This is a genomic window from Oleiphilus sp. HI0117, assembly GCF_001635235.1.
The window spans coordinates 1-18,348 of record NZ_LWGA01000646.1 but is presented as its reverse complement, the minus strand read 5'-3'; the positions used below and the strand labels follow the sequence as shown (position 1 = coordinate 18,348).

Here is an 18,348-nt window from a genome sequence, read left to right as displayed (position 1 = left end):
GTAAACCCTGCGTTGCGGAAAGGCTTTACGAAGCTGACCTGACACGTAAGCACATGAAAAATATATTAAATTTAAGAATGAAGATTATACACTTTTCATTCCATGACAAACATTTTGAATACTGGAAACCGTGAACTTATTGCAATTTTTTACACTCTAGAAAAGCAATACCTCACACTTCTCAAAAATATATAAGGGTTTTATGTATTCGATAGCGCAGTCTCTATAGAATAAAGAGTTGTTTTCTAACACTACGTGCGTCTGTATGATGCAAACGAGAACCGACTGTCTTCAGAATGATAGAGCCCAGTGCTTATCTATAGTTACAAGGAAGAAACTCATGAGCGCACTTATCCACTTGGCAGAAGTCTTTGTTTTTTTGCTTTTCATCATCACCTTCGTAAGAATTCGCTCACTCTATCGTGATTACCCTCCTCTCAACCATACTAAAAAAATGACACAAACTGACGAGCGTAAACCTTTAGTAGGAAATGCTTCAGCCAGTGTGAAATATGAGGACAAAATGGCTATCCTCAAAGAAGCACAAGTTTTTGCAGGTATGCAGCTTCTACCCCTAAAAAAGCGCTATGGAGATATACATGGCGAAAAGTATGCTTGGTTGAGAAAAGCCTGCGCTTTCTACCTTATAGGGGCAACCCGCGCTATAACGAACACAGGCCAATGTGGCCCAGGCACATACGAAGAAATTACTGGACTGGTAATCAAGTCTTGCTTGAAGACCCCTAACAACGACGTACTCGCTTATCTAAAGAGCGCTTCAAATGACGAGTGGGATAAAGAGCAAAAGGTCTTAGCATTAACTGGAGAGCAAGCAGCAGCTAACTGGGTATCAGGCAAGGCTATCCCTCACCACACTACCCTGGACGAACACTTAAGTCGAAACGGAATTATTGCTTAAATTCCAGTGACTGATAGTGAGATAATTTTCTCGTGCCCCTCACCTACCTGAATCTCTTTGCTGCGGAGGCAAACTTTCTCAACTCGCTCGACGCTCATCTCGACTTGCTTAGCAATACTGTCACTCTGCATGTCTACCGAGGCATCTTTTAGACAGCGAGTAATAACACCTTCGTCCATTTTGAATTTCATCCATAAATACAGCCAGACATGCGCCCAGAGAGAGATAATTATCACCAGTGCCAAAACAATATTCTGTGTCATTTATTGATGCTCTCCAATCGCTTCACTTAAGGACTTCAAATGCGCATGCCGCTGTGACTTATCAAGTTCAGACAAGCGCTCAACCTCCTGATAAAAAGCATCCCAATCCTCACCAAGCCTGTGGTATAAAGCGATAAAACCTGGCACCAAGTCCTGATAGTTCGATAAGGTTGAAAAACCGGCATTGTTAAGTTCATTCACCCAGCGGTCATAGCGACTATCCCAAGCATGCTTCTGCTTTAGAGATTGAAAGGAGAGTTTCATTTCCTTCAGCAGCTTATCTTTCTCTTTACGTTTTTTTTCTACGCTCCATGAGTCGTCCTGGTAGACATCATGAAGTTTATCTTTGTAGCTCAAAACAAAGCTCATTAACTTCTTTTGCTCTGCTTTTGCTTGCTGATATTCTTGATATTTATGTGTTTGACTTTGGTTCTTATACCAAAGCTCAGCGCCAATCGTACCAACAGCCGTAGCGAAGTTTTCGTTAAATTTAGTATCATTTTTTATATAGAGCTTGCGATGAGAAATCTCATGTATCAACAACTCGACCAGATATACTTCATCCGTAAATATGAAACTACTTAACAATGGGTCGTCAAAAAAACCTAAGGTAGAATAAGCCCGCACGCCCCCCACTCGAGTTTCAAAGCCTTGTTTTTCAAGTCTCAAGGCTTCAGCTTTGGCCATAGATTGATCGTAATAGCCTCTATAGGCCAAACACCCAAGTATTGGGTAGCACCAAGTATAAGCATCCAAAGACAGTTCAGACGCAGCATAGACATTCCAAACCGCATAGCGTCGGCCTAAGTCTGTATAACTGGTATATGCGTCATCGACTGGTAGATTGAGTTCCTTGCTGGCAAAATCTCTAAGCGCTTGAGATAAAATCAGACGCTTTCGAAGCTCCTCAGAGGTTTCATCATCCGCTAGCAGTGTCTCAACAGGCTCTCGATTCCACAAAAGAGAGGTTTGGCCATTTAACAAATGTGAATAATAACTAACTGAAGAACAAGCACTCAGCAAGGTCACAGACGACAAACACAGGGCACCAAGCCCCAAAACCTTTAATCGCTTTCGCAAGCACTTCCCCTTTTTACGACAAAGCCTCGAAGGCTGGCTTGAATTATAAAAAGAGCTTTTAGATTCGAGCTCTTAAGTGACCCGCATCAAGATTGGTGAATACTGAATATCGTCATTCACTAGAAATCATTTTATGATTAGATCATTCTTATGAAGAAAGAATCTGACCACAGGATTAGAATCTATGTCAACAAAGTGGCACACCTTAAATACTGAAGAATGCGCAGAAGCTCTGAATTCAATAATAGAAAAGGGCCTAAGTAAACAAGAAGCGCAGGAACGTTTAACTACACAGGGAGAAAATATTCTGGAACAGGCCAACACCCGCCCTTGGTGGAAGGTGATCATGGCTCAGTTTCAGGATGTAATGATTATGGTGCTACTCTGCGCGGCGGCGATTTCCGGTCTAGTCGGTGAAGCCGTGGATACACTTATTATCCTTTGTATTATTGGCCTCAATGCAATATTGGGCGCTTTTCAAGAATTCCGGGCTGAAAAAGCGATGGCTTCTCTTAGAGCCATGGCGACACTCGAGACGCTGACTTTACGCGATAGCAAATGGCAGACTATTTCCAGCACGCAACTCGTCCCTGGCGATATTATTAGCCTGGAGGCCGGCAACGTAGTGCCTGCCGATGTTCGCCTTGTCGAGGGCAAGGATATTGAGTGTGATGAATCATCACTGACAGGTGAATCTCTTGGTGTTGATAAACGTGTCGAAGCACTTGAACACGAAGATACCTTGCTCGCTGAGCGCAGCAATATGCTATTCAAAGGCACTCAGATCAACAGGGGCTCAGCTCAATGCATTGTCACTGCCACAGGCATGGAAACCGAGCTGGGGAAAATAGCCTCATTGCTAAAAAGCGCTAAACAGAGCCATACGCCACTCCAGAATAGGCTAGCCCTATTCAGTAAGCGTCTCGCTATCAGTATTGTGTTTATATGCCTGGTTGTGATTGTCCTTGGCCTTATTCGGGGTGAACCCTGGTTATTAATGCTGCTAACCGGTATTAGCCTAGCTGTGGCAGCCATTCCCGAAGCCCTACCTGCTGTTGTAAGTATTGCCTTAGCCTTAGGGGCAGCAAAAATGATCAAGATTAATGCCTTGATGCGTAACCTACCTTCTGTCGAGACCTTAGGCTCGGTTAGCTACATCTGCTCTGATAAAACCGGCACTCTCACTCAGAACAAAATGCACGTAGACAAGCTAATTACACCTGAAAGCAAACCTTACGCCCTGAACAGTTTGGCTCAAAGCTCGCACCTTGCACATGTGCTCTCGCTCAACAATGATGTCAGGGTTAGTCGCGAGATAGAGCAGTCTAGTGGCGAACCGACAGAGCTAGCCTTGTTCAACTGCGCAGCCCAAGCTGGCTTCCTAAAAACAGAACTTGAGAAATCGCTTCCGCGCGTTGCCGAGTGTGCCTTTGACTCTAACCGAAAGCGTATGACTACTGTACACAAGCTAATGGGTGAACCCCACACACCCTTAATTTCTTATACGAAAGGGGCACCTGAAGCAGTACTTTCCTGCTGTAGCCAAGCTTTTACCCAAGCCGCAGAAGTGCAGCAGTTTGATCGTGATCTCTGGCTAGATATTGCAGAAGACCTTGCGACACAAGGCTACCGAGTACTCGCTTTCGCTATGAAGAACTTAAATGACGGCGACACTTTCGATCAGGAAACGCTTGAGTCACAGATGACTTTCCTAGGCTTAGCCGCATTGATCGACCCTCCCCGAGAAGAAGCCAAAGAGGCCGTTCAACAATGTAAAACAGCTGGTATCACACCGATAATGATTACCGGGGATCATCCTGCAACAGCTTTGGCAATTGCGAAACAACTCGATCTGGTTCCAGCTAACGAGTCAGCGAATAGCAGTGAACATCACCCCAGTGTCATTACCGGGGCTGATATGGCATCGATTGATGATATTGAACTCCAACAAACTGTTCAGTCAACGCAAGTTTATGCGCGAGTCTCACCAGAGCAGAAAGTCCGACTGGTAAATGCAATTCAAAGCAATGGCGAATATTGCGCAATGACTGGAGACGGAGTGAACGATGCCCCAGCACTCAAAAATGCCCACATAGGTGTCGCTATGGGGAAGAATGGCACTGACGTAGCTCGTGAAGCTTCTGATATGGTGCTACTCGACGACAACTTCGCCACCATCGTCAAAGCAGTCGAACAGGGTAGACGAATCTTCGATAATATTCGAAAATTCATAAAATATACGATGACCAGTAACTCAGGTGAAATTTGGGTATTACTGCTCGCACCTTTTTTGGGTATGCCTATTCCCCTGCTGCCTATCCACATTCTTTGGATAAACTTGGTTACCGATGGTTTACCTGGATTGGCCCTATCTGTCGAGCCAAAAGAAAAAGGTGTCATGGCCAGAGCGCCACGCCCACCAAATGAAAGTATTTTTTCTCACGGTATGTGGCAACACATTGTATTTATAGGTTTTTTAATCGGTGCACTATCTCTCTTCGCCCAATATTGGGCCCTAGAGTACAGCCCCGACTACTGGCAATCAATGGTATTTACCACGCTGACTTTATCCCAGCTCATGCATGTCATGGCAATTCGTTCAGAAACCTTGTCTCTGTTTTCTATCGGGTTCTTTACCAATAAGGCCTTAATTGCGGCATTGATCAGTACTCTCGCACTGCAATTACTTGTTATTTACACGCCACTAGGTAACGAATGGTTTAAAACTCAGGCACTCCCCATGACGGAGTTATTGATCTGCTGTGGACTAGCTTTAGTAGTTTTCTTCGCCGTAGAAGGCGAAAAGCATTTGGTAAGAAAAGGCTGGCTATATAAGAAATAAACGAGGTAAAAATAAAGAGGTTCAGAGTCGAATGGCACTTACTTAAGGAGAAAATGGCGTCATTCCCTTGAACAAGGGAATCCATTGTTTTGAGGCTAACTCAATGAAATTGAAGGACCATGACTATCGCTAACCTAAAGATTTCTAGTCTTTTTTAACTCTCTAGGTCAGCCAAACGGCTGAAAAACAATGGATTCCCGCCCCGCCCAGGCGGCCCTCTCTTGCTGCGCAATTCACCTTGTGCGCGGGAATGATGAGTTTCGGGGCGAAATCAAGCTTAAGTAAGTGCCATTCGGGTCAGAGTCAAAAAAGCCAACTGAACTCTGACCCAAATATTACTTAGCGCATTCTTACCTGATAATTCGCGTAGCTTTTCGCCACTATCGTACCTTCAGCGTCTTTAACCTCACCTTCCAGGACAAAGCTACTCTTGCCTTCTGCCAAGGTTTCTTCTTCCAGGCGGGCTAGTTCTTGGTCAGATAAACCAAACTCAACCGTGACATCAGTTTTGGCAACCTTGATGAATTCCATCTTTAAGTCGACTAAGACAGGATAAAAACGCTCATCAAAGCTCAGCATTGAAATAATGCCCCCAGGAATTTCGGCGACGGTAAATAGCGCGCCTGCGTACATGGCATTAAAGTGATTCTTGTTTGGCTTAAGGGGAATACCTGCTTTCAAAAAGCCGCGCTTTACCTCAAGTACTTTAAAACCATTTCGCGTCGCAAAAGGAATCGCCTGACCAACAAACTTGGTCAACAGAGCCGTCATTGCGGTGCTTTGAACTTTGGAGACAAAGCCTGAAGCGTCTGACTGAGGTTTGTTTGCCCAGTCACGCATGCGATTTTGTAGGTCTTGATTGATAGACTGAAGGTAGCTCATCATGTGGCCATCTTCCTTAAAGTAATTTGAAGGCGCTAGACTACCAGCCTGAGCAAGGCACGCAAGTGATATTCACTTAGTAGAAAAAGGGTACGCTAGGCAGCACCCGAGTTGCCATAACTAATGAAACGCTGCTCAAGCATTTCATACTCTTTTTTCAAGCGGTTCAGCTCGTCTTGCAATTCTTTAGGGGACTGACTGTTTTCTGCGAGGTCGACATAGTTGCTTTCGAGGGTTTCGCGCTCAGCTTCAGAACGTTTCAGTTTTTGCTGTGCCTCTTCAAGCGACTGCTTTAATAGGTAGGCTTCACTGTTGTCCGCCTTGAGATCATCAAGCTCTTTGGTCATAAGTGATGAATTAATTCGTAATTTCTTAATCTCCTTCACTTTCTCGTCCAGTTGTTCCGAAAGCTGCTGTGTTTTTTCGATTAACGATTCTTCTCTCTCATTGCTTGTATCAACAGCATCAACAACCCTCTTTAGGCTTGAAACTTTATTAGCCTCTTTTTCAATGTCTCGGCTAGCTTGCTGATATTGAACATTCATTGAGGTAATCCGCTTTCCTGATTCTTTCAAGGAGGCTTCGAGTGCCTCAATATGTTCAAGCAAACGCTGCCGCTCAGAATCACTAAAGGCTTGCCGGTCATTCTCAGATGTCATATCTTTAAGTTGCGAGCTCAAACTTAATTGCTGGCCGGACAATTCATCCAGTTTGTTCATTCCATCTTCGACAGACTCTTCCTCACCTTCTGAATCAGGCGCAGTCTTGCCTACCGTTTTTCCATCGTAGGCATATTCAAAAGTATGATGTTTCCCCGGCTTAAGCTTTGTCAGCTTATGCTTCAAAAACATAATGTAAGCGACGCTAATGCACAAACAAGCAAAGGTGCCGATTAGCAGCTGAATAATGATGTAATTTGTATCTGTCGGCATAATGTCTCTTCTTGGGCCATCCTTGATACGCAATCTTTCAACAAAAATTGCCTAAATTAAACGTAAATTTATTCTAATCGTAAATATAGTCTTATTTTGTTCATTTTTCTGTTGTGAATAATACAGTTTTTTACGTCATAACATCCATGTTCTGTAATATTTTGTTATCACCGACAATTATTCAGAGCAAAAATAAAATTCTTTTCTATACTGGAAGGTAGCCGATTTCCTTCTTTCGTTAAGAGATTCCACTATGCACGTGAAGCAATGCGTTTAAAAAACAGGATGCTGACAGAATGAACAAGCAAACTTTTTATAGCTTGCTATCAGGTGTGTGGACTAAGCTATTTGGTGCCGAGCTCAAATATATTGAGCCCCAGCCTCATCAACAAGAATGCATTTTAGAGTGCTTTGTAGAAATACCTATCGTTGGCCAAAACAATTTTTTAATGGTTTTAGCAATGCCAACAAAACTTAGCTACAGGGCCGCCTCTCTATTATTTCAGCTACCGGAAGAAGAGCTCAGCAAAAACGACGCAAATGACGCGCTCTGTGAATTAGGAAATATCCTGGCAGGCCAAGTACAACTCGAAATAAGCGAAGATACACACTTAGATGTGCCGATCCAGCTTACGAAGGAACAAGCGCAAACGCTAATGCAGGATATTGAGCCGGATTGGGAAGTCTTTACGCAGGATGAAGACGGAACAACCATATATGCCGGCGTATTTATTGGACAAAGTTAGCGCAATGAATAAACTATCGCTTCAAATAATTAATAAAGCAATTCAAACACTTGCTATATACAAAGGGTCTTATCCGCAATGAAATTTCTTATCGTAGACGATAGCCGTGCCATGCAAGTTATTGTTAAACGTGGCCTAGAACAGCTGGGTTATAGCGACAATGAATACAAGACGGCAAATAACGGAAAAGATGCGCTTAATATAGCCAAAGACTGGACGCCTGACCTAATTCTATGTGACTGGCATATGCCGGAAATGACAGGAATTCAGCTGCTGCAATTATTGAATAAATTGGAACTACCCAGCAACATCGGGTTTGTCACCTCAGAAACCTCTGAGAGCCGTTTAAAAGAAGCGAAAGAAATGGGTGCATGTTTCATTGTAAACAAGCCCTTTACCGATGAAGATTTGCATAAAGCAGTTCTGCCTATCCTCCAAGGCGCAATAGAAGGTGAGGATGCTTTAAAGCAAGATACAGCCGTAACTTGCGACAAAGGCATCACACTACCTACGGCAGCCGCATTCGATAAAGCCATTAATGCGGTCACCAGCTCTTCGGTTAAACTCACCGAAAAAACAACCGAGCCACTCAATTACGAGCACCTTCCCTTCATTACAGGTATTTACGCGATATCAGGCACCTCGTCTATTCGTAGTATCTGCGTACTCGATCTTGAAGCAAGCTGTTTTTTGGGTTCCGCTCTGCATAACCTGCCGGTTGAAGATGCGCTTGACTCAATACAGAAAAAGGCAATCCCAAAGCAGCTTCTCGAAAACTGCGGCATGGTACTCAAGGTAATTTCGGTTCTATTCTTCGACCAAAAAAGTGGCACGGACCTAAAGCTGGAAAACTTCCACCTGATCGCCAAACCATTCGATAAACTAGATGCGTTAAGTCGAAAAGGCGGTAACCAGCGCATGGATTTTGAGCTCTGTATAGATGGTTATGGGAAGGGCCGAATGTCGGTGATCGCAGTTAATCGCTAAGTTAGTTATCTATTCCGTTCATTTGTCTGGACCTTATATTTAACCTCGCTCCCTTACTCAATCTATTATCACCTTATACACTCCTATCACCTTGGGGGTATAAAGTTGATTAGGGTCAACTGCCCTGCTTTTCTTCGTTTCTCTTCGCTACAGATCACTGTATTAATGTTCGCAACGTCAATGGCTTACATTAAATATTGGATCTACAGACGAGATGAAATACCCTTTTGATGGAACAAGCTTTTCCCTTAGGAATTTGTATCTATTAGTTTCCTGTCTATTTATCTGCCTTATCGGCAGCCCTGCTTTTTCTGCCGGGCTTGATATCACGCCAATTAAAGCCCCTCTTCCCTTTATCCAAGAGGCTTTCCCGAATGCCAGCTCGATTTCTGAAAAAACTGGCGACCCTCAAATCAAAACGATTTTCCAAGACGAGCAAGTCATTGGCTACGCCTTTGAAACAGATGATGTCGCGCGTATTCCTGCCTACTCCGGTGAACCCGTCAATACACTTGTGACGTTGGATACTCAAGGAACAATCATTTCTGCCAATGTTCTGGAACATCATGAACCTATCTTGCTGGTAGGAATTCCAGAGCAAGATTTATGTGACTTTACGGACCAATACCAAGGGCTAAAAGTTAACACCAAGGTAAAAGTCGGCACGGGAACAGAAGAGAACACCGAGTATCTCGATGGCGTATCCGGTGCAACCGTCACTGTGATGGTGATGAACATGGGGATTATTCGCGCCGCCAACGAAGTGGCGATCGCGCATGGCATCATCGAAGCCTCTGAATTTGCCTCACAGGCTGCGGCCACGATTAATCAAGAAGTCTACCAGCCTTCCGACTGGCAGACCCTGACAGGCAACGGTGCGATCCGACGTTTCCATTTGAACAATTCCAAAGTCGATGATGCTTTCATGGCAACTGAAGCTGCGGACCAGGCAGCCCCGCTTGAAGAAAAAGAAGACACTTTTGTCGATCTATATTATACGCAATTGAATATCCCGACAGTCGGCCGTTCACTCTTAGGTGACGGTGAATATGAATGGATGATGGAGCAACTAAAGCCCGGCGAGCATGTAATAGGTTTACTCGGAAACGGCTATTCCTTTAAAGGCTCTGGCTATGTTCGCGGAGGAATATTTGACCGAATCGTCATTCACCAAGGTAAAAATGAGTTCAGCTTCAGGGATACCGAACAATACCGAATTAACGACCTATATGCTGCGGGTACGCCGCACTTTAAAGAAATGTCGCTGTTCATTGTCAGCGAGCATCATAAGTTTGACCCCGGACAACCCTGGCAAGTCGAGCTACTTATTCGCCGCCAGACAGGCCCTATTGAAGGCGTCTTTACCAGTTTTAAACCAGAGTATGCCGCACTCGAAGAGTTTTTAATTAGGCCTGAACCGCCAGAAATCTAAGAAGAAAAAGCGCTATGGGAACAGGTTTGGGAAGATAAGAGTACGGCAACGAAACTGCTGGTCTTCAGCATGTTGGTTCTCACCCTTGTATTATTCATACAAGATTGGTTAGTTAAGTTCCCTCGCTTTATGCACTATTTCAGAATTGGCTTCCTTCTTTATACAGTAGGGTTTATTGGCTGGTACTGTAAGGGACAGCTGTCCGTTGTCAATGTACTTACCTTCGTTCAATCGCTGATGAACGACTTCAACTGGGAAACCTTCCTCCTCGACCCGATTATTTTTGTACTTTGGGTTTTTGTCGCTGCCACAGTCTTAATGTGGGGCCGAGGTGTTTACTGCGGCTGGTTGTGCCCCTTCGGTGCCTTGCAAGAGCTGATAGGCGAAATCGCGATGAAGCTACGCATTCCTCAGCTACATATTCCTTTTGTTATTCATGAGCGTTTATGGGCGATTAAATACCTAATTTTGCTAGCTTTGTTTGGCTTATCACTGGAGTCCCTGGCTGTCGCAGAAACCTATGCCGAAGTGGAGCCTTTCAAAACAACTTTCCTGCTGCGCTTCGATCGCGATTGGCCCTTCATTCTTTACGCGGCCGGGCTTCTGGTTACGTCAATATTTAATCGTAAGTTCTATTGCCGCTACGTCTGCCCAATGGGTGCAGCCATTGCTATTCCTTCTTTCGCTCGCCTCTTCGACTGGCTAAAACGCCGAAAAGAATGCGGCAAGCCCTGCCAGCTTTGTGCCCAAGAGTGTGAGATCGGAGCGATTGCTCCTACTGGTGAGATTAATATGCGCGAATGCCACTACTGCCTCGATTGTCAGATGACTTATCACAGTAAAGAGAAATGCCCACCACTTGCCAAAAAATACCGCAAAGCAACGAAAGAAGCGCCTGTCGAGCCGGTTCGTATTGTCAACCAAGGAGGCTCATAAGATTCGAATACAAAAGAAAAACACACAATAAAAGCAATTAAAGAATTAGCAGTACAAACAACGAAGTAAGAAGTTCTCTATCACAACCAGGAACAACTTGGAGATCATTATGACCGACATAAATAAGGAAAACCCTGTCGACCGCCACGTCGATGATAGTCCTGAAAAAGAAGGCATGAGCCGTCGTAAATTTATTGGTGCAACCACTTTAGTCGGTGGTGCAGGTGTTGCTGCGTCAACACTTACCGCATCCATGTTTTCAGAACTTGCTCAGGCAAAAACGGCCGAGAAAATGGCTGCTAGCGCCCATGTAGGGCCAGGTGAGCTCGACGAATATTACGGCTTTTGGAGTGGAGGTCACTCAGGTGAAGTTCGCATACTTGGCCTACCTTCAATGCGTGAGCTAATGCGTATTCCGGTATTCAACCATGAAAGCGCGACTGGCTGGGGTCAGACCAACGAAAGTAAAGCAGTCATGGGTGAATCTGCCAAGTACTTTAACGGTGATGCACATCACCCTCATATGAGTATGCAAGATGGCCGCTATGACGGTAAGTATGTTTTCATCAACGATAAAGCAAATACTCGTGTAGCACGTATCCGCTGCGACATTATGAAAGCCGATAAGATGATCGACGTTCCAAATGTACAGGCGATCCATGGTTTAAGGGTTCAGAAAGTACCTCATACCAAATATATATTCTGTAACGGTGAATATGAAATTCCATTACCGAATGACGGACGTGATTTGGATGACCCTAGTAAATATTTCTCCATGTTCAACGTCATTGACGCTGAGAAGATGGAAATGGCTTTCCAGGTCATTGTTGATGGCAACCTTGATAATACCGATGCCGACTACGACGGTCGTTTCGCTGCATCAACCTGCTATAACTCTGAAAACGGCGTAACGCTACCTGAAATGATTTCAGCTGAGCGTGACCATGTTGTTGTATTTGATATTCCAGCGCTTGAGAAAGCGGTTCAGAACGGTGACTTCAAGACAATCGGCGATTCCAAAGTACCTGTAATCAATGGCCGTAAAGGTTCCAAATATACTCGCTATATTCCGGTACCCAAGAGTCCTCATGGCTTGAACACTTCACCAAACGGTGAATACTTTGTGGCTAACGGTAAGCTTTCACCAACCGTTTCAGTGATTGCGATCAAGAAGCTGGCTTCACTATTTGATGATAAGATCAAACCTCGCGATACCATCGTTGCAGAGCCAGAGCTGGGCTTAGGGCCGCTTCATACAGCCTTTGACGGACGCGGTAATGCTTATACAACCGTCTTTATCGATAGTCAGGTGGTTAAGTGGAACGTGGAAGATGCGATCAAAGCTTATCAAGACAAGAAAGTTAATTACATTCGCCAAAAGCTGGATGTTCATTATCAGCCAGGTCACCTTCACACCACCATGGGTGAAACCCGTGATGCTGATGGCAAATACCTAGTCTGTCTCTGTAAGTTCTCTAAAGACCGATTCTTACCGACGGGCCCACTTCGTGCCGAAAATGATCAGTTAATCGATATCTCCGGCGATGAAATGAAGCTGATTCACGACGGCCCGACCTTTGCTGAGCCTCACGATTGTATGATCGTTCATCGAAGCAAAGTGAAGCCAAGCAAAATCTGGAAGCGTGATGACCCCTTCTTCGCTGAAACCGTTGCTCAAGCAAAGAAAGATGGTGTAAATCTTGAAATGGACAACAAGATTATTCGCAAGGGTAACAAAGTGACGGTTTATATGACCTCGGTTGCACCAAACTTTGGCCTGAACAAATTTACCGTTAAGCAAGGCGATGAAGTCACCATGGTGATCACTAACCTTGATATGGTAGAAGACGTAACTCATGGTTTCTGTATGGTCAACCATGGCGTCAGTATGGAAATTGGCCCTCAGCAAACCCAGTCAGTGACCTTTACCGCCGACAAGGTTGGCGTACAATGGTTCTACTGTCACTGGTTCTGCCATGCACTGCATATGGAAATGCGTGGCCGAATGTTAGTCGAAGCTTAAACCCTTTAAGCTTTAGCTAACTGCTAAAGGCGAAAAAGAAGTACAAGATGTCACAACCATCTCGAATACTGCTGGAAACACAGCAGAACAAACAGAAGCACAGTGCGTATATCCTTATGCTGTGCCTCTGTACCTGTCTGATAGTGGTGGCATCTCTTTTATCCTCTTCAGCCTATGCTCAAGAGATAAGGATTAATTCTCAGCTAGACCTACAAGCTGTTCTCGATAATGCCTCTCGAGGCGATACGATAGTCCTCTCTCCCGGTGTTTACGCCGGTAACTTTGTTATTCGACAGAGTCTCACTATTCAAGGTGAAAAGGGCGCTATCATCAACGCCCAAGGCATGCATGACGGGATTCGAATAAAAGCTCCACATGTCACCATTGAAAATCTGACAATAGAAAACTGGGGCGATGATTTAACGGCAATGAATGCCGGCATCTTTATTGAAAAATCGGCACAAAATACAACCATCAAGAATAACCTGCTTCATGGTGATACTAGCGGTATTTGGTTAGATAAATGCGATGGTGCAAAAATTATCAACAATAAAATAAGCGGTAACGAGCAGATGCGCTCAACCGACCGAGGCAATGGTATTCATCTATCCGTTGCGACCAATACCGAGGTTCGTGGCAACGAAATCTGGCATACCCGTGACGGAATTTACATTATTTCTAGCCAGAACAACCTGCTCACTGAAAACCATATGCACGACCTTCGCTACGGGGTTCATTACATGTACTCCCACAGCAATACCGTCACCAAAAACAAAGCGGTACGAACCCGTGCAGGCTATGCGCTCATGCAATCCAGAAGTCTCACTGTCAATCATAACCAGTCACTCGATAGTGAAGACTACGGCATCTTATTAAACTTTATTACCTATTCCACCTTAACTAACAACACGATTGATGGCGTGCGTCAAAGTGAGGCACGTCACGTTGAGGGTGCCGATGGTAAGGGCTTCTTTATTTATAACTCGCTGCACAACAAAATTCTAGACAATGACGTGAGTAATGCAGAAATCGGTATTCACCTGACAGCAGGTTCCGAGAACAATATTATTGCTAAAAACACCTTTATCAAAAACCAGACTCAAGTGAAATACGTCGCGACCCGCAAACAAGAATGGAGCCTCGACGCCCAAGGTAATTACTGGAGCGACTATTTAGGCTGGGATATGAACAATGATCAAATTGGCGATACCTACTTCGAACCCAATGACAGTATCGACAAGCTACTATGGAAGTTTCCTCAGGCAAAAATGCTAATGGATAGCCCTGCAGTATTGTTACTACGTTATATCCAAAAACAATTCCCGGTACTTAAATCGCCTGGGGTAAGAGATAGTTTCCCTCTCATGACACCGCCCGCTCGTAAGGTAGCCAGCCCATGACGTCCCCTTCTTCTGACCTTGTTGTTAAGCTTGACTCAGTCTCCAAACATTATGGCGAGCTAAAAGCACTCGAGGCAATCAATCTGGACTTGCCTCCAGGCGAAGTGCTTGGCTTGTTTGGTCATAACGGCGCTGGCAAAAGTACGCTGATGAAAATCATCCTGGGCGTGCTTGAGCCTTGTCAAGGCGAAGTACTAACCCTTGGCCAGTCACCTCGAGACAAAAAAGCTCACCACATTCGCCAGAAGTTTGGTTATCTACCCGAAAATGTTAGCTTTTATGATCACCTAAGCGGGCGCGATATACTCACTTACTTCGCCAAACTTAAAGGCTTTAAAAAGAACGAGGCTGAACGGTTACTTGAGAGTGTTGGCCTTCAAGCTGCAGCAAATCGAGCAGTCAAAACCTACTCTAAAGGTATGAGGCAGCGCCTTGGTTTGGCGCAAGCACTGCTAGGCAAACCTAAACTATTATTACTGGATGAGCCCACCGTTGGCTTAGACCCTATCGCAACCGATTATTTTTATCGTACGGTAGACGAACTACGAAGCGATGGTTGCGCAGTGATTCTTTGTTCTCATGTTCTCCCTGGTGTTGAAGCGCATATCGACAGAGCTATGATACTAGGTGGCGGGAAGCAATTAGCCTTGGGTAATCTTGAAACGCTTCGCCAGCAAAGCGAGCTGCCTATCGAGATCAAAGCGCATGGCTTAGCAGCGAATGAAATTCCCAGCGAACTCATGCAGTATCAAAATGCGGTCGCCTGTGCGGCTGGCCAGCAATCTCTGCTTGTGCCGACGAAAGATAAAATGTCCGCCCTTAGAACACTCTCGGGAAATACAAGCATCAGCGACCTGGAGATCAAGCAACCTTCCTTGCAGGAAATATACAGCCACTTTATTCGCAAGGGAGAGCAATAAATATGGATAAAATACTAACTGTCGCCTCAAAAGAATTTAAAGATGGCTTCCGCAATCGCTGGACTTTGGCGATCACGGTAATCTTCGCCATTCTATCTTTAGGGCTTACGTATTTTGGCGCGGCTGCCTCAGGTAGTATCGGCTTTGCCTCGCTCAACTCAACCTTAATTAGTCTGGCAAGTCTGGCCGTTATCCTGATTCCCTTGATCGCATTGATGATCGCCTACAACGCCTTCGTAGGAGAATATGAACAAGGCACCATGCTACTCCTGCTCACCTACCCCCTCAGTCGACGCGATATGTTGATTGGCAAATTTCTGGGCCAAGGAAGTATCATCGCGATCTCCTCCCTGCTTGGTTTTAGTACTGCTGCAGCAGCCATTATCTTCAGCAGCGAGGTGGAAACCCTAGAAGTTCTCAATGCATTTTTCTGGTTTATTCTATCGGCGACACTACTTGGCTGGGTTTTTATTGCCATCGCCTATGTTATTAGTCTTAGCGTAGAAGAGAAATCGCGTGCCGCGGGCCTGGCTTTGGTCACCTGGTTTTTCTTTGTACTGGTATTCGACTTGGCTTTACTCGCTATTTTAGTCGCCAGTAAAGGCGATATTCAAAGTGACTTGCTCAGTCAAGTTTTACTCTTGAACCCAACGTATATCTTCCGCCTGGTTAATTATCAGGTGGTTAATGCCGCAGAATATGGTGGCGTGCTACAACTGGCTGAAGGCACAGAGATGAGCATGGCAGGACTGCTATCTTCCCTGGTTTTATGGATCGCAGCACCACTTGCATTCGCCGCCTACTTATTGAAGAAACGAGAGGTATAAGGTGATGAATCATAAGCCCCCCCACCAAAACGCTAAACAGTCGCCTTTAGTTCCGGTGCTGGTTTTGCTGATTCAAGGCGTATTAATTTTCGGGATTGTTTCGTGTAGTGAAAACGATCCTAAAGCTAAGCCAGAAATCAGCGCCGTACATATTGAAGACCAGGACGAATGCCACCTGTGTGGAATGCTTATCAACCAGTTTGCCGGCCCTAAAGGTGAGATGTTTGAGAAGAATAAATCGTCGGTACGTAAGTTTTGCTCAGTGAATGACTTGTTCGCCTATATGCTTCAACCTGAAAATATCCATAACACAGCTAAAGCATTTGTCCATGATATGACGAGCAGTCCTTGGGGTAATACTCGCGAAGCCGAGCTAATCGATGCCAAACAAGCCTGGTATGTAATTGGTCATAAGCTCCCCGGAGCAATGGGACCGGCCCTGGCTTCATTTAAAAACAAGAACAGTGCAGAAGCGTTTGCCAAATCACAGGGTGGCAAAGTTCTGGCATTTTCTGATATTTCGCTCGAAGTGCTAAATCAAGCTATGCATGCTCACTCAATGCATCAGACCGACAAGCTCAAACATGGGCATATGCAATAGGCCACTTTCATGAAGAGCGTGGTGCTAAACACTCAAGTGATGACATTTTATATAAGCAAGTCAATCGGACATCAAATTCGCTGCTAAAGCAGTCTGACTCTACCGAGGTAAGTTGATTAGGGCTCACTTATCCTCAGATTCGTTTTCCTTACTGTGCTTGCCACCTAAAACTTTCGCCCCTTTGTGTGCAAGCTTCCCTCCAGCCTTGAGCGAGAAGTATATGGTATTGAGTATATCTTTATGGCTATCTTCTATCGGCAAGGTTACATCTTTAATCAAAGGGACTTTCCTAAGTACGCTGTATGGTTCATCTGCTATCGCGCCGTGAACCTTCTCAACGGCGTCTACCGTATGATCATAGGCAAGCGCTAACAAATCCAAGCTACCTGATATGATTTCTTGATTCGACAAGCCTTGCGCGACTCTCTGCACCATTTGCTGCTTCTTAGTCGCTTCCCTCACCTCGTAGAACTTCAAGTCAATATGATCTGGATGCTCACGGAACCACTGGTTTATTTGCTGGTAAACCTTTTCTGAGTGAGCCAGAGGTACATGTGGAATACCATTGAAATGGGCCTGCTTACTGTCTTCTGGTGCAGATATGGGGTTAGCACTTGTATGTCTCACCAGGCTATCGCCAAAATACTTGTTGAGTAGACTATTCTTGTTCGCCGATAGCGAGCCGCTAATGAAGTGATGCTGAGCATGCGCGGTAAAACTTCCACAGCGCACACTCTGCTCGTAGGGGTCATCACTATCCGCGCCACGTTTTTCTTTATTCAGATGGAGTAAGCCGTCCTTCAGATCTTGTATACCCTGGCTTCGAACGTCTATCCAGTCTGCCCAGTGACTAATGTAATCACGCGGGATATAGCGAACAATAGAACTGGTTAGGTGACCAAACTTCTCCAAGGGCGAGCCTTCATGAGGCGTGCCAATGTAATAACAGTTTGACAACAAACTTAGCCAATCTGCTTCGGCATCTTGCGCGAGTTTCTGGGCACTTCGTATTAACAAGCCTCCCATACTAAAGCCCATTAGCACGATCTCTTCTACAGGTATGGGGTATGCCTCAATGAGCTCTGAAAGTAGCCGAGTTAATTTTTGCCCATTATCTTTAATCGATAAGCCTGTGTTGTAACGTAAGTAAAAAGGCGTAAAGCCAAACTCTTCTTGTAAGCGTCGACCATAGTTATCTTTTTCACTTAGCGCTTCGTCATCATCACTTGAACGACCATTACTCGAGCTCTCCCCTTCACTTTCCCCACCGAGTGAGTCTGGTTTTAAGTCCCATATTGTTTCTAGATTGGTCAGCCCGTGGATGAGGACGATAATTTTGTTAGATAAGGCTTTTTCTGCTTTGACGCTCCCGGAACCTTGAAGCACCTGTTGAGCAAGCGTGTCATCTAGCAATAGAGGTATGTTTTGCTGGTAAAAAGCCATATCGATGGCTAATGGGTTGTGCTCTTTTTCCAGATAATCACCAACGATGCCATTTAACACAGAGCGACTTAGGTTCGCCCAGTTTTTTAGGTCTACCGAAGCCATTAATTTGTTA

General features: G+C 44.9%; 16 protein-coding genes. 11 read left to right on the top strand and 5 right to left on the bottom strand.

The window, feature by feature from the left end:
• Positions 1-340 precede the first annotated feature (340 nt).
• Entirely contained in the window at positions 341-919 is a 579-nt protein-coding gene (locus A3757_RS08270) for a hypothetical protein (protein ID WP_068507775.1), read from the top strand.
• Here the strand turns inward: A3757_RS08270 and A3757_RS08265 are convergent.
• Positions 916-1,182, bottom strand: a complete 267-nt coding sequence (locus tag A3757_RS08265; protein ID WP_068507777.1) for a hypothetical protein — start codon at positions 1,180-1,182, stop codon at positions 916-918. The genes A3757_RS08270 and A3757_RS08265 overlap by 4 nt on opposite strands.
• Entirely contained in the window at positions 1,183-2,262 is a 1,080-nt protein-coding gene (locus A3757_RS08260) for an aminopeptidase (RefSeq protein ID WP_068554289.1), read from the bottom strand.
• 184 nt (positions 2,263-2,446) lie between these two features.
• On the opposite strand from A3757_RS08260, the gene A3757_RS08255 reads away from it, so the two are divergent.
• Positions 2,447-5,104: a cation-translocating P-type ATPase gene (locus A3757_RS08255; protein WP_068511635.1), complete on the top strand. Its 2,658-nt coding sequence runs from the start codon at positions 2,447-2,449 to the stop codon at positions 5,102-5,104.
• Between the two features lie 339 nt (positions 5,105-5,443).
• On the opposite strand, the gene A3757_RS08250 is transcribed toward A3757_RS08255, so the two are convergent.
• Together A3757_RS08250 and A3757_RS08245 are read right to left on the bottom strand one after the other, a co-directional pair.
• Entirely contained in the window at positions 5,444-5,989 is a 546-nt protein-coding gene (locus tag A3757_RS08250; RefSeq protein WP_082865366.1) for a PaaI family thioesterase, read from the bottom strand.
• Between the two features lie 92 nt (positions 5,990-6,081).
• Complete coding sequence (locus A3757_RS08245) at positions 6,082-6,918, bottom strand: hypothetical protein (RefSeq protein ID WP_068512640.1); 837 nt, start codon at positions 6,916-6,918, stop codon at positions 6,082-6,084.
• A gap of 296 nt (positions 6,919-7,214) precedes the next feature.
• On the opposite strand from A3757_RS08245, the gene A3757_RS08240 reads away from it, so the two are divergent.
• The 9 genes from A3757_RS08240 (at position 7,215) to A3757_RS08205 (ending at position 16,790) form a co-directional block, all read left to right on the top strand.
• Positions 7,215-7,664, top strand: coding sequence for a chemotaxis protein CheX (locus tag A3757_RS08240; RefSeq protein WP_068507627.1), 450 nt, complete (start codon positions 7,215-7,217; stop codon positions 7,662-7,664).
• 78 nt (positions 7,665-7,742) lie between these two features.
• Entirely contained in the window at positions 7,743-8,651 is a 909-nt protein-coding gene (locus A3757_RS08235) for a response regulator (RefSeq protein WP_068507629.1), read from the top strand.
• A 214-nt stretch (positions 8,652-8,865) separates the two neighbouring features.
• On the top strand, positions 8,866-10,083 hold the full coding sequence (locus A3757_RS26615) for an FMN-binding protein (protein ID WP_068552894.1): 1,218 nt from the start codon (positions 8,866-8,868) through the stop codon (positions 10,081-10,083).
• 69 nt (positions 10,084-10,152) lie between these two features.
• Positions 10,153-11,019, top strand: a complete 867-nt coding sequence (locus A3757_RS26610; protein WP_068764603.1) for a 4Fe-4S binding protein — start codon at positions 10,153-10,155, stop codon at positions 11,017-11,019.
• A gap of 109 nt (positions 11,020-11,128) precedes the next feature.
• Positions 11,129-13,042 (top strand): TAT-dependent nitrous-oxide reductase, encoded by a 1,914-nt coding sequence (gene nosZ / locus A3757_RS08225; protein ID WP_068507631.1) that lies wholly within the window; start codon positions 11,129-11,131, stop codon positions 13,040-13,042.
• A gap of 47 nt (positions 13,043-13,089) precedes the next feature.
• The gene (locus A3757_RS08220; protein ID WP_068507633.1) at positions 13,090-14,442 is read left to right on the top strand and encodes a nitrous oxide reductase family maturation protein NosD; all 1,353 of its coding nucleotides are present in this window, start codon (positions 13,090-13,092) and stop codon (positions 14,440-14,442) included.
• A complete protein-coding gene (locus A3757_RS08215; RefSeq protein ID WP_068554761.1) occupies positions 14,439-15,362 on the top strand; it encodes an ABC transporter ATP-binding protein in 924 nt (307 codons plus the stop codon). The genes A3757_RS08220 and A3757_RS08215 overlap by 4 nt, the downstream gene beginning before the upstream one ends.
• A 2-nt stretch (positions 15,363-15,364) precedes the next feature.
• Positions 15,365-16,189, top strand: a complete 825-nt coding sequence (locus A3757_RS08210; protein WP_068507638.1) for an ABC transporter permease — start codon at positions 15,365-15,367, stop codon at positions 16,187-16,189.
• 4 nt (positions 16,190-16,193) lie between these two features.
• Positions 16,194-16,790: a nitrous oxide reductase accessory protein NosL gene (locus tag A3757_RS08205; RefSeq protein ID WP_068507640.1), complete on the top strand. Its 597-nt coding sequence runs from the start codon at positions 16,194-16,196 to the stop codon at positions 16,788-16,790.
• A 123-nt stretch (positions 16,791-16,913) separates the two neighbouring features.
• Here the strand turns inward: A3757_RS08205 and A3757_RS08200 are convergent.
• On the bottom strand, positions 16,914-18,348 hold a 1,435-nt coding region (locus A3757_RS08200; RefSeq protein ID WP_068739400.1), incomplete at its 5' end, for a triacylglycerol lipase.

Excerpts from the sequence above, each read along its gene's own strand:
- A3757_RS08205 (WP_068507640.1), top strand. The coding sequence starts at position 16,194 with ATGAATCATAAGCCCCCCCACCAAAACGCTAAACAGTCGCCTTTAGTT.
- A3757_RS08210 (WP_068507638.1), top strand. The coding sequence starts at position 15,365 with ATGGATAAAATACTAACTGTCGCCTCAAAAGAATTTAAAGATGGCTTC.
- A3757_RS08220 (WP_068507633.1), top strand. The coding sequence starts at position 13,090 with ATGTCACAACCATCTCGAATACTGCTGGAAACACAGCAGAACAAACAG.
- nosZ (WP_068507631.1), top strand. The coding sequence starts at position 11,129 with ATGACCGACATAAATAAGGAAAACCCTGTCGACCGCCACGTCGATGAT.
- A3757_RS08255 (WP_068511635.1), top strand. The coding sequence starts at position 2,447 with ATGTCAACAAAGTGGCACACCTTAAATACTGAAGAATGCGCAGAAGCT.
- A3757_RS08245 (WP_068512640.1), bottom strand. The coding sequence starts at position 6,918 with ATGCCGACAGATACAAATTACATCATTATTCAGCTGCTAATCGGCACC.
- A3757_RS08265 (WP_068507777.1), bottom strand. The coding sequence starts at position 1,182 with ATGACACAGAATATTGTTTTGGCACTGGTGATAATTATCTCTCTCTGG.
- A3757_RS08215 (WP_068554761.1), top strand. The coding sequence starts at position 14,439 with ATGACGTCCCCTTCTTCTGACCTTGTTGTTAAGCTTGACTCAGTCTCC.
- A3757_RS08270 (WP_068507775.1), top strand. The coding sequence starts at position 341 with ATGAGCGCACTTATCCACTTGGCAGAAGTCTTTGTTTTTTTGCTTTTC.
- A3757_RS26615 (WP_068552894.1), top strand. The coding sequence starts at position 8,866 with ATGAAATACCCTTTTGATGGAACAAGCTTTTCCCTTAGGAATTTGTAT.
- A3757_RS08250 (WP_082865366.1), bottom strand. The coding sequence starts at position 5,989 with ATGATGAGCTACCTTCAGTCTATCAATCAAGACCTACAAAATCGCATG.
- A3757_RS08240 (WP_068507627.1), top strand. The coding sequence starts at position 7,215 with ATGAACAAGCAAACTTTTTATAGCTTGCTATCAGGTGTGTGGACTAAG.
- A3757_RS08235 (WP_068507629.1), top strand. The coding sequence starts at position 7,743 with ATGAAATTTCTTATCGTAGACGATAGCCGTGCCATGCAAGTTATTGTT.
- A3757_RS26610 (WP_068764603.1), top strand. The coding sequence starts at position 10,153 with ATGTTGGTTCTCACCCTTGTATTATTCATACAAGATTGGTTAGTTAAG.